We start from the raw sequence: 11,520 nt of genomic DNA, 5'->3' as shown, positions 1-11,520 counted from the left end.
CGGGATGAGCGGGGCTGTAGGCGGCCATATGTCCCAAGACCGCCCCGTCGACAGCAGGCTATGTCTTTGTGAACGCGTGCACAAAGATGGTGTCCGATTTGTCTGCCCAAAGTGACCGGGGTCACGCGGCCGGTTCCCTGTATGACGGAACCGCGGAGCACCGCGGAGCGTTGACATCCCGAAGGGGGCAAAGCCGCACACTCTCCTCACGAGCCCGCCCCCGAAACCCAACAAAACGACCACGATGGTAACCGGGTTTCGGTCACCCACCCAGTTCACGCCGGAGCCGCTCGGCGTCCACCCGCCAGAAGGTGTGCTGCTCGCCGTCGATCAGAACGACGGGGATCTGCTCCCAGTACGCCCGGTGAAGCGCCTCGTCGCGCGTGATGTCCTTCTCCTCCCAGACCGCCCCGGTCTCGGCGCAGACCGCCTCGATCACCGCCCGGGCGTCGTCACAGAGGTGACATCCCGGCTTGCCGATCAGTGTCACGGTGCGGGGCGACGCGGGATCCTTCTTCTTCGTCCGTCCGAACATGCCGTCCATTCTGCGCGCCGCCCGCCCCGTCCCCGGCCACCGAGGGGAGTCACCCGGTGTTCACGCCTCCGCAGTCCCACAAGTCGGGAAGTTTTGAACGGACTGGCTATGCTCACAGCATGTCCCTCCCGTCGCCCGACCACCGCCCCGGTTGGAACCCCTACGGGACGCCCCCTCGCTGGGGCTGGCTCACCCGCCGCGGGCGCTCCGCCACGGCCCGCAGCGTGCTGGCCGGCGAGGCCGCCGCCGAGGCGGCCCGCAAGACCTCCCTCCAGCTGGAGCACGAGCGGGAGGAGGAGGCCGCAGGACCCGCGGAACCGGAGTTCCCGGTCGCCGGGGACGTCCACGCCGCCGCCTTCTTCGACCTCGACAACACCGTCATGCAGGGCGCCGCGATCTTCCATCTCGGCCGCGGCCTCTACAAGCGGCAGTTCTTCCAGCGCCGGGAGCTCGCCCGCTTCGCCTGGCAGCAGACCTGGTTCCGGCTGGCCGGCGTCGAGGACCCCGATCACATGCAGGACGCCCGCGAGAGCGCCCTGTCCATCGTCAAGGGCCACCGGGTCTCCGAGCTGATGTCGATCGGCGAGGAGATCTACGACGAGTACATGGCCGGCCGCATCTGGCCGGGCACCCGCGCCCTCGCTCAGGCCCACCTGGACGCGGGCCAGAAGGTCTGGCTCGTCACCGCAGCCCCCGTCGAGACCGCCACGATCATCGCCCGCCGCCTCGGCCTCACCGGCGCTCTCGGCACGGTCGCCGAGTCCGTCGACGGCGTCTACACCGGCAAGCTCGTCGGCGAACCCCTGCACGGCCCCGCCAAGGCGGAGGCGGTACGGGCGCTCGCCGCCGCCGAGGGGCTCGACCTCGCCCGCTGCGCCGCGTACAGCGACTCCCACAACGACATCCCGATGCTCTCGCTCGTCGGGCACCCGTACGCCATCAACCCGGACGCCAAGCTGCGCAGGCACGCCAAGGAGCGGGACTGGCGGCTGCGGGACTACCGGACGGGCCGCAAGGCGGCCAAGGTCGGCATCCCGGCCGCCGCGGGCCTGGGCGCCGTGGCCGGCGGTACGGCCGCGGCGGTCGCCCTGCACCGCCGTCGCCGCTGATCCGGCCGCCTCCCCGCCGATACGTTTCGGCTGCGATCATCTTCGACAACCCCGGACCGGACGCCCTCACCCGTCCGTGGTCGAACACCACCGCACAGGTCGACCACCAGGCATTCCGGCCCCCTTACCCAGTAGCGGCGCCGATCACTCCCTCGTTCCGCACCTGAGCACAACGCAGCGCCCACGCGATCACACTCGGAAGCAAACCGATCAATAACCGATCGCCAATCACGCCCTGATCTGTCGTCAAGTAGTAACGGATACGACGGAATCGATGATTTGAGCAACTGGGTGTAGCGCTCCCTGTACGAAGCGTTATTCTCCTCAGACGCACAGCGGAACCCTCACGTCGCCACGACGAGTGAACGGTCCCGCACTGCACGTGATGGAAGCTCTGCCTCTGGGAGTCCCGTGTACCCACACGTCGGGGTTGACACCTCGGGCCTGGCTACGCTGCGCGCAACGGTCCTCGACCACTTGCGCGGCTTCGTCCCCACCGCGTACGCCGGCCCCGTCCCCGCCTTCGCCTTCGCCGCACCGGCACCCGCCGGCCCTTGCTATGCCCTGGCCGACGGCGGGGCCGCCGTGGGCAGACGGAGCGCCCGCGGCACCGGAACCTCGACCGCCGCCCGCCGCCCCACCGCCGACAGCGACAGCGCCCGCATGATGGACCTGGTCGAGCGCGCCCAGGCGGGCGAGGCCGAGGCCTTCGGGCGCCTGTACGACCAGTACAGCGACACCGTCTACCGCTACATCTACTACCGCGTCGGCGGAAAGGCGACGGCGGAGGACCTCACCAGCGAGACGTTCCTGCGCGCCCTGCGCCGGATCTCCACCTTCACCTGGCAGGGCCGGGACTTCGGCGCCTGGCTCGTCACCATCGCCCGCAACCTGGTCGCCGACCACTTCAAGTCCAGCCGCTTCCGCCTCGAAGTCACCACCGGCGAGATGCTCGACGCCAACGAGGTCGAACGCAGCCCGGAGGACTCCGTCCTCGAGTCCCTCTCCAACGCCGCCCTGCTCGACGCGGTCCGCCGCCTCAACCCCCAGCAGCAGGAGTGCGTGACCCTCCGCTTCCTCCAGGGCCTCTCGGTCGCCGAGACCGCTCGCGTCATGGGGAAGAACGAGGGAGCCATCAAGACCCTCCAGTACCGCGCCGTCCGGACCCTGGCCCGCCTCCTCCCGGACGACGCCCGCTGACCCGCGTCCCCACGCGCCCCCCACACCCCACCCCGCACGCCCCGTCCCGATCCCGTCCCCTTCACCGTCCCCGCGCGGAACCGTCCCGGCCCCCGGGGCCTCCGCCGCCTTCCCGTCCCACGTCCCCCTCACCGCCCCTCCCGGGGCCCCTCCCCCCACGCCACCACTGCCCTCCCAACTCACAGTCGGTGACGCCCTCATGACGGACTGGTCCGATCATCTTTCGCGCGTAACCCAAGTGCCGCGCCGCTCGTTGTGCGGCATGCAGGCTCCCTGTGGTCACGCCTTGCCCGCAGACACTCACTCGTTCGTGTGGATGCGCTCAAGGTGTGCAACCTTCCGGACCCCGAGGGGAGTCGACCGTCATGACGAGAGGAGGTGCCGCCAGTGATCGCGAACGTATCGGCGCACCGGCGGGCGAACGCCTTCGCCCAGGCCCTGGAGGACCGGACGTCCGAGGGCGCGGCGGCCGAGCAGCCCGAGGCCCCGGCCGAACCGGCCGAGCAGGGGCGACTGCTGGCCTTGGCGAGCGGGCTCGGCGAACTGCCGAAACCGCAGATGGACCCCGAGGTCAAGGTGGTGCAGCGAGCCCAGCTCGTGGCCGCCATGGAAGCGATGCTCGCGGAAGGAACCGCCGCCGCGGGCCCTACCGTGCCGGAGCAGCGGACGAGCGGCAAGGGCGCCCACCGGGCCTCCCCCCTGCGCAAACTCCGCCCCCGCTCCCGCTGGACCAAGGGTCTCGCCGCCGGCGGACTCACGGTCGGTGTGGCCGCGGGCGCCTTCGGCGGAGTGGCCGCTGCCAGCTCCGACGCCCTGCCCGGTGACTCGCTCTACGGGCTCAAGCGGGGCATGGAGGACATCAAGCTGGGGATGGCGGACGACGACGCCGACCGCGGCGGCATCTACCTCGACCAGGCCTCCACCCGGCTGAGCGAGGCCCGCCGACTCATGGAACGGGGCCGCTCCGGCGACCTCGACCACGAGTCCCTCACCGAGATCCGCCGGGTCCTCGGCGGCATGAAGCACGACGCCACCGAAGGTCACCGCCTGCTCCGCCAGGCCTACGAGCGGGACGGCCAGATCGCCCCCATGGCCCGGCTCAACTCCTTCGCCCAGGCCCACCGGGACACCTGGGACGGCCTGCGCGAGCGGCTGCCCGTGCAGCTCGCCGACGTCGGCAGCGAAGTGACGGACGTCTTCGACGCCATAGACGAAGACGTCGAGCCGCTCCAGTCGGTGCTGCCCCGCACCCCGGAGAAGGGCGCGGCCGGCTCCCCGAGCGCCGGCTCCACGACCCGCACCCCGGGCGGCAGTCCCCAGGGCACCGACACCCAGCAGCCGCCCACGGCCGGGGCGTCCCCGTCGGCGGGCGGCGACTCCACCGGTCCGAGCCCCTCGCACAGCGCACCGGGCTCCGGTACGGGCACCGGCACGGGTCCGGGACAGGGCACCGCCCCCGCCCCGGACGGCGACACCATGTCACCCGAGGACGACGGGCTCCTCGGCGGCGGCACGGGCGGAATCCTCAAACCCTCTCCGACGGGCTCCCCGACGGTCCCGCCGGTCGAGGAAGCGATCCCGGAGCAGCCGGACGTGACACTCCCGCCGCTCCTGCCGGGCCTGCTGCCGGGCCTCGGCATCGACAGCGAGGACGCCCGCTGACAACCCGGAAGGGGCGCCCCCGACCACGGGGGCGCCCCTTCCGCCGTCCAGCCGTCCTCAGAAGAACACCGACCGCCGCTGCACCAGCAACTTGTACAGCGTGTGCTGGATCTGCTCCCGCACCTGATCCGTCAGGTTGAACATCAGCATCGGGTCCTCCGCCGCCTCCGGCGGATGGTCACCCGTCTCGATCGGCTCCCCGAACTGGATCGTCCACTTCGTCGGCAGCGGCACCATCCCCAGGGGCCCCAGCCACGGGAACGTCGGCGTGAGCGGGAAGTACGGGAAGCCCAGGAGTCGCGCCAGCGTCTTCGCGTTGCCGATCATGGGGTAGATCTCCTCCGCGCCCACGATGGAGCAGGGCACGATCGGCACCCCCGCGCGCAGCGCCGTCGAGACGAAGCCGCCCCGCCCGAACCGCTGGAGCTTGTACCGCTCCCCGAAGGGCTTGCCGATCCCCTTGAAGCCCTCCGGCATCACCCCCACGATCTCGCCCGCGCGCAGCAGCCGCTCCGCGTCCTCCGCGCAGGCCAGGGTGTGCCCGGCCTTGCGGGCCAGCTCGTTGACGACCGGGAGGACGAACACCAGGTCCGCGGCGAGCAGCCGCAGGTGCCGCCCCGCCGGATGGTGGTCGTGGACGGCGACCTGCATCATCAGCCCGTCCAGCGGCAGCGTCCCCGAGTGGTTGGCGACGACGAGGGCCCCACCCTCGGCCGGGATGTTCTCGACGCCCTTCACCTCCACCCGGAAGTACTTCTCGAACACCGGGCGCAGCAGCGACATGAGGACCTGGTCGGTCAGCTCCTCGTCGTAGCCGAACTCGTCGACCTCGTACTCCCCGGTGACCCGCCGCCGCAGGAAGGCGAGCCCGCTCGCGAGCCGGCGCTCCCAGCCGCTGCCGGGACGGGCCGCCGGGGCCCCGTCGCCCGCTGCCGGGGCCTCCTCCGGCTCCGGCGGCCCGGCAGGCGGGAAAGGAGCCCGCAGCGGCGCCGGCAGGGCCCGTACAGCCGCCGCCTCGCCCTCGGCCCGGGAGGGCCGCCGCCGGGCCCGCGAACGGTCGTCGTCGAAGGGAATGACCTTGGCGTCCGCCATCGCTGTCCAGTTCTCCTCAGGCGCCGTCGTGGAAGGGGGGCGAAGCAGGGGAAGTCGAAGAGGCCGCAGGGGCCGAAGAGGCCCGCGCGGGAGCCGGCACGCGCGGGGCCGACGGAGCCTCGTAGGGGCCGGTGGGGACGGACAGCCGGTCCGCGAGCCGGTCCACCGCCCCGGCGAGCACCTCCGGCGGCAGCAGCCCCGCCCCCCGGCTGTGCGCGAAGTCGGCGAAGGCCTCCGCCGTGGTGTACCGGGGCGTGAAGCCGAGCACCTCGCGCATCTGGACGGTCGAGACGACCCGGCCGTGCGTCAGGAGCCGGATCTGTTCCGGCGCGAAGTCCGTCACACCGATGGCGCGCAGGGCCGAGCCCACCCAGGTGACCGCCGGCAGGAGCACCGGCACGGTCGGCCGGCCGAGCCGCCGCGCGCACTGGGAGAGCAGCAGCACCCCGTCGCCCGCGATGTTGAACGTGCCGCTGTTCAGACCCGCCCGGCGCGACTCGTGCGCCACCAGGCGCAGCACGTCGATCACATCGTCCTCGTGGACGAACTGGAGCCGGGGGTCGTAGCCGAACACGGTCGGCAGGACGGGCAGCGAGAGGTACTCGGCCAGCGGGGAGTCGGCCCGGGGCCCGAGGATGTTCGCGAACCGCAGCACGCACACGGCCACGTCCGGGCGGCGCCGGGCGAAGCCCCGCACATACCCCTCGACCTCGACGGCGTCCTTGGCGAAACCGCCGCTGGGCAGCGACTTCGCGGCGGTGGACTCGGTGAAGACGGCCGGGTCGCGGGGGGCCGAGCCGTACACGTTCGTACTGGACTTGACCACGAGCCGGCTGACGCGCGGCGACTTCTGGCAGGCCCCCAGGAGCTGCATCGTCCCGATGACGTTGGTCTCCTTGACCGACGTACGGCCTCCGCCGCCCAGCGCCGTGCCGGTGACGTCCATGTGGACGACCGTGTCGACCTCGTGCTCGGCCAGGACCTTGGCGATGGCGGGGCGCCGGATGTCCGCCCGTACGAACACGGCGTCCCCCAGGGGGTGGGCCGGCTCCACGGCGTCGACGGCCACCACCCGATCCACCTCCGGATCCCCCTGGATCCGGCGTACGAAGCGGCCCCCGAGCTGCCGGGCGGCCCCGGTGACGAGCACGACCTTGCCCAAGATCAGCGCCTTCCGTCCGTGTTCCGTTGGTCGCCACCGTAGCGCTTCCGGATCGAGGCGCAACAAAAACGTGGCCCTCCACCGGAAAGGTGAAGGGCCACGCCTCACGCACGAAAAGCTGCGCTCGCAGCCGTCGCTTACTTCTTGTTGCGACGCTGCACGCGCGTGCGCTTGAGCAGCTTGCGGTGCTTCTTCTTGGCCATCCGCTTGCGCCGCTTCTTGATAACAGAGCCCACGACTACCCTCGCTCACTTCTTCTCACTCGGTGCGGGGCGTCTGGGCCCACACGACCTACGTCGGCCTAGCCTACCGTCCCGAGCACCGCGCTCGTAATCCGAGGGCCGGACTCAGCTCACCAACCGTTCGGCCGCGCGCTCGCTACGCGGTCCCCACCCCCACGAAGGACTCCCTCAGGTACTCGTGAACCGCCTGTTCCGGAACCCGGAAGGACCTGCCCACCCGGATCGCCGGCAGATGACCGCTGTGCACCAAGCGGTACACGGTCATCTTGGACACGCGCATCACCGAGGCGACTTCCGCCACGGTCAGAAACTTGACCTCGTTGAGAGGCCGTTCAGCAGCAGCCATGACCCACCTGTACCTTCCGCTACGCGACGCCCACCGGCTTCCCCTCCGGTGACTCTTCGTCGCCGAGCGCTCACGCCCAGACTAGGGGCGGGTGGTACGAGTGGGGAAGAGGAGCCACCTTCGGCTGTTTACCGTGACAGACACGCTCGATTGAGTACATAGCGTGTGAGGGGGCGGTAAGAGGCGGAGCGCACGCCGTCGTCCACCGGTACGGCCACGGACACCTGCCCCTCCGCCTCTCCGACGAACAGCGCGGGATCGTCCGTATCGGCGAGCCCGATGGCTTCGATACCCAGCTGACCTGCGCCGCAGACCCATCCGTGGTCGCCGATCACCAGCTCGGGAAGCGGCCCGCCGGACTCTGCCGCGCTCTCGAGCGCGGCCCGGACGGGCAGCGCCGAGTGGGAATGCGCCCCCGGCACGCGCCCGTCGGGCGGCGGTCCCGGCTCCCGCACGAACGCGACCCCGCGTACGTGGTCGAGGACGTACGTACGTAGACCGAACCGGGTCGTCATGTCGACACATCTCCCCTGCGCCGGGGTGAGGACAGGACATCCCGCCGACGACAAAGCGTCTGCGAGCGCGACGTAGAAACCGAGCAGACGGTGCGGATGGCCGGTCCCGAACAGCACCGGGGCCCGCCGCGCCGCCGCCTCCCCCAGCCGCGCCGCGAAGGCCTCCAGCCGGCGCACCGTACGCTCCGGATCGATGACGTCGAGCCCGGACCGGTGCGCCGGATCGCCCGACACCCCGCACTTCTCCGCCATCAGTCGCAGCAGATCGGCCTCGCCCCACCCCCCGGCGGGATCGAGACCGAGCAGCACCCTCGGGTCTCGCGCCGCGAACAGCCGATAGCTGCGCAGGCTCGCCTCCCGCGTCGTCGCGACCGTCCCCGCCAACCCCGCAGCCAACAGATGCGCCCGCAGCGCCCCGGTACTCAGCACGGCCTCGATGCTGCCGCGAAAACACCTGCCGTGACGTCAAAACCCTTGCTTCGGACCCCCCTTGGCGTAACGAAGGGGGTAGGTGTCAGGGCAGCAGCCCGCGCAGCGGGAAGACCGCCCGGCGGGTGGCCAGCACCGACTGGTCGAGCCGGTCGGCCGGGTCGTACCCCTCGGCCCAGTCCCGGAAGCCGACCGGCCACCGCCCGTCCGTCATCCGCTCCGGCCCGCGCTGCCGGGTCCGCGCGTACACCTCGTCCCGCCAGGACGCCGGGATCACCGACGCCGGCTCGAGCGGCGCGTGCGCCGCGATCCCCACCAGGTGCGTCCACGAGCGCGGTACGACGTCGACCACCGCGTAACCGCCCCCGCCCAGCGCCACCCAGCGCCCGTCCGCGTGCGCGTGCGCCAGCTCGTGGCAGGCCTCCTGCACCGCCCGCTGGGCGTCCAGCGACACCGCGAGGTGGGCCAGCGGGTCCTCGAAGTGGGTGTCCGCGCCGTGCTGGGTGACGAGCACCTGCGGCCGGAACTCCGCGAGCAGTTCCGGTACGACGGCGTGGAAGGCCCGCAGCCATCCGGCGTCGCCGGTCCCCGCCGGCAGCGCCAGGTTCACCGCCCCGCCCTCCGCCGGCCCGGCCGCACCGGTCTCCTCCGGCCAGCCCGTCTGCGGGAACAGCGTCCTCGGATGCTCGTGCAGCGAGATCGTCAGGACCCGCGGGTCGTCCCAGAACGCCGCCTGCACCCCGTCCCCGTGGTGGACGTCCACGTCCACGTACGCGACGCGCTCGGCGCCGAGTTCGAGGAGGCGCGCGACGGCCAGGGAGGCGTCGTTGTAGATGCAGAACCCGGAGGCGGCGCCGGGCATCGCGTGGTGCAGTCCGCCCGCGAAGTTCACGGCGTGCGCGGCCTCCCCGCGCCACACCGCCTCGGCGGCCCCCACCGACTGGCCGGCGATCAGCGCGGACACCTCGTGCATGCCGGGGAACGCCGGGTCGTCGACCGTGCCGAGCCCGTACGCCTGGTCGGCCCGCCGCGGCTCGGCGGACGCCGCCCGCACGGCCGCCACGTAGTCCTCGCGGTGGACCAGCCGCAGCGTGGAGTCACCGGCGGGCTTGGCGGCCACGACGTCGACGACCCGGTCGAGCCCGTAGGCCCGCACCAGTCCCATGGTCAGGGCGAGCCGCACCGGGTCCATCGGGTGCTCGGGCCCGAAGTCGTACCCGGTGACAGCTTCATCCCACATCAACAGTGTGCGGCCGCTCATGCCCGCCACCGTATCGGGCGCCTCGCGCGCCGAACGACGTGGCGTACACCACCGTCACCAGCACGAGGACCATCGGTACGAGCATCGCGCCCCGGTAACTCCACGCGTCGCCGAGCGCCCCGACGAGCGGCGAGCCGATGAGGAAACCCACGTAGTTGAAGACGTTGAGCCGGGCGACGGCGGCGTCGCTGTCACGGGGGAACAGCCGCCCGGCGGCGGCGAAGGTCTGGGGCACGAGCACGCTCAGGCCGAGGCCGAGCACGGTGAACCCGGCGAGCCCGGCCCACGGCCCCGGTGCCACGGCGACCACCGCGAACCCGAGCGCCGCGAGGACGGCCCCGCCCCTCACCACCGTGGCCGCCCCGAACCGCCGCACGGCCGGGTCCCCGACTGCCCGCCCGAGGAGCGTCGTCACCATGTAGGCGTTGTACGGCACGGTCGCCAGCTCCTCCGAACCGCCGAGCACGTCCTGGAGGTACTTCGCCGACCAGTTGGAGACGGTGGAGTCACCGATGTACGCGAAGCTCATCACGAGGCAGAGCGGCAGCAGCAGCCGGAACGGCACCGCGCCCGCGGTCTGCCCGGGCCCGTCCACCGGCGCGCGGTCCCCGGCGGCGTACCACCGGCTCGCGGCGAGCGCGACGGGCAGCAGGACGGCGACGACGGGGAGGTACGACGCCGTCAGGGACAGGTCCCCGTACGCCCCGGCCCACGCCAGCGAGGCGCCGACGATTCCGCCGAGGCTGTACGCGGCGTGGAAGCCGAGCATGATGCTCCGCCCGTACGCCCGCTGGAGGTTCACCCCGAGCATGTTCATGGCCGCGTCCAGGGCGCCGACGGTCAGCCCGAACGCGCCGAGGACGAGGGCCGCCTGCCACAGCTCGTTTCCCGCGCCGACGCCCAGGAGCGTGAGGAGGACGAGGGGCTGGGCCCACCGCAGCACGGTGGCGGGCCCGACGCGGGCGGCGAGCTTCCCGGTCGCCACGCTCGACACCCCGGCGAGGACGGGCACGGCCGCGAGGAAGGCGGGCAGCAGCCCGTCGGATATGCCGTACCGGTCCTGGACGGCCGGTATGCGGGTCACGAGCAGGGCGAAGGCGACCCCTTGCACGAAGAAGCCGACCGCCAGGGAGACCCGCCCACGCCGCAACCGCGCATCCGTCATGGCGGCTCAGCGTAGGACCGGGGCCCACCGCTGGGTAGAGCGGTCACAGTCCCAAGGTGGCGGGGAGTTCGTCCATCCTCCGGAAGTGTCCGCGGGCGCCGGGGAGCTTCTCGGCGGGGGTCATGGCGGTGAATCCGTACACGTCCATGCCGGCCGCCAGGGCGGCCCGCACGCCGAGCAGGCTGTCCTCCACGACCACGCACCGCTCGGGGGCGACGCCCATGCGTGCGGCGGCGTGGAGGAAGAGGTCGGGGTCGGGCTTGCCCCGGCCGACGTCCTCGGCGCTGAAGATGTTCTCGTCGCGGAACCAGCTGTCGAGCCCGGCGCTGCGGTGCCCGACGCGGATGCGCTCGTGGCTCCCTGAGGAGGCGACGCAATACGGGATGTTCTCGCGCGCGAGCCGGCCGAGGACCTCGGCGGCCCCGGCGACTGCCCGCAGCTCCTTCTCGAAGGCGGCGAACACCCTGGCGTGGAAGGTGTCGTCGAAGTCGGCCGGCAGGCGTCGGCCGGTCCGCTCCTCGATGAGCTCGTGGATGCGGTGCATGGCGGAGCCCATGTAGTCCCGCACCGACTCCTCGTAGGTGGTGGGGTGCCCGAGCTCGGTGAGATAGGCGGCGAGGAGCCGGTTCGATATCGGCTCGCTGTCGACGAGCACCCCGTCGTTGTCGAAGATGACCAGGTCGTAGCGCATGACCACACCTTAGGGGCCCGGAACGCAGGAAAGCCCCGCACCAGAGGTGCGGGGCTTTCCCACAATAATTGTTCGGCGGCGTCCTACTCTCCCACAGGGTCCCCCCTGCAG

At 72.0% G+C, this 11,520-nt stretch carries 12 protein-coding genes; 3 read left to right on the top strand and 9 right to left on the bottom strand.

The genetic code is table 11. The annotated features are described in order from the left end of the window. Positions 1-262: 262 nt before the first annotated feature. Positions 263-544, bottom strand: coding sequence for a glutaredoxin family protein (locus tag ACFY60_RS24805; protein ID WP_345287276.1), 282 nt, complete (start codon positions 542-544; stop codon positions 263-265). 110 nt (positions 545-654) lie between these two features. On the opposite strand from ACFY60_RS24805, the gene ACFY60_RS24800 reads away from it, so the two are divergent. The 3 genes from ACFY60_RS24800 to ACFY60_RS24790 all read left to right on the top strand — a co-directional run bounded on the left by ACFY60_RS24800 (position 655) and on the right by ACFY60_RS24790 (position 4,506). Then, complete coding sequence (locus ACFY60_RS24800) at positions 655-1,644, top strand: HAD family hydrolase (protein ID WP_388616792.1); 990 nt, start codon at positions 655-657, stop codon at positions 1,642-1,644. A 411-nt stretch (positions 1,645-2,055) separates the two neighbouring features. Then, entirely contained in the window at positions 2,056-2,844 is a 789-nt protein-coding gene (locus ACFY60_RS24795) for an ECF subfamily RNA polymerase sigma factor, BldN family (RefSeq protein WP_309052271.1), read from the top strand. Positions 2,845-3,231: 387 nt separating this feature from the next. Continuing rightward, the gene (locus ACFY60_RS24790) at positions 3,232-4,506 is read left to right on the top strand and encodes a DUF5667 domain-containing protein (RefSeq protein WP_388616796.1); all 1,275 of its coding nucleotides are present in this window, start codon (positions 3,232-3,234) and stop codon (positions 4,504-4,506) included. A 57-nt stretch (positions 4,507-4,563) separates the two neighbouring features. On the opposite strand, the gene ACFY60_RS24785 is transcribed toward ACFY60_RS24790, so the two are convergent. The 8 genes from ACFY60_RS24785 to ACFY60_RS24750 form a co-directional block, all read right to left on the bottom strand. Next, positions 4,564-5,598, bottom strand: a complete 1,035-nt coding sequence (locus ACFY60_RS24785) for a lysophospholipid acyltransferase family protein (RefSeq protein WP_388616799.1) — start codon at positions 5,596-5,598, stop codon at positions 4,564-4,566. A gap of 16 nt (positions 5,599-5,614) precedes the next feature. Then, on the bottom strand, positions 5,615-6,760 hold the full coding sequence (locus ACFY60_RS24780; RefSeq protein WP_388616801.1) for an NAD-dependent epimerase/dehydratase family protein: 1,146 nt from the start codon (positions 6,758-6,760) through the stop codon (positions 5,615-5,617). 137 nt (positions 6,761-6,897) lie between these two features. Next, positions 6,898-6,996 (bottom strand): 30S ribosomal protein bS22, encoded by a 99-nt coding sequence (locus ACFY60_RS24775; protein ID WP_003948845.1) that lies wholly within the window; start codon positions 6,994-6,996, stop codon positions 6,898-6,900. Between the two features lie 142 nt (positions 6,997-7,138). Then, the gene (locus tag ACFY60_RS24770) at positions 7,139-7,348 is read right to left on the bottom strand and encodes a helix-turn-helix domain-containing protein (protein WP_309052275.1); all 210 of its coding nucleotides are present in this window, start codon (positions 7,346-7,348) and stop codon (positions 7,139-7,141) included. Positions 7,349-7,476: 128 nt separating this feature from the next. Then, on the bottom strand, positions 7,477-8,292 hold the full coding sequence (locus tag ACFY60_RS24765; RefSeq protein WP_388616804.1) for a phosphatase: 816 nt from the start codon (positions 8,290-8,292) through the stop codon (positions 7,477-7,479). A gap of 85 nt (positions 8,293-8,377) precedes the next feature. After that, positions 8,378-9,553 (bottom strand): acetoin utilization protein AcuC, encoded by a 1,176-nt coding sequence (locus tag ACFY60_RS24760; RefSeq protein ID WP_388616806.1) that lies wholly within the window; start codon positions 9,551-9,553, stop codon positions 8,378-8,380. Continuing rightward, positions 9,522-10,718 (bottom strand): MFS transporter, encoded by a 1,197-nt coding sequence (locus tag ACFY60_RS24755; RefSeq protein ID WP_388616809.1) that lies wholly within the window; start codon positions 10,716-10,718, stop codon positions 9,522-9,524. Before ACFY60_RS24755 ends, ACFY60_RS24760 begins: the two co-directional genes overlap by 32 nt. 43 nt (positions 10,719-10,761) lie before the next feature. Beyond that, entirely contained in the window at positions 10,762-11,409 is a 648-nt protein-coding gene (locus ACFY60_RS24750) for an HAD family hydrolase (protein WP_388616812.1), read from the bottom strand. Positions 11,410-11,520: the final 111 nt, after the last annotated feature.

Origin of the sequence: Streptomyces sp. NPDC012827 (assembly GCF_042900905.1) — a bacterium.
In the GTDB taxonomy this organism is placed as follows: Bacteria; Actinomycetota; Actinomycetes; order Streptomycetales; family Streptomycetaceae; genus Streptomyces; species Streptomyces gulbargensis.
This window is presented reverse-complemented; position numbering and strand designations above follow the sequence as displayed.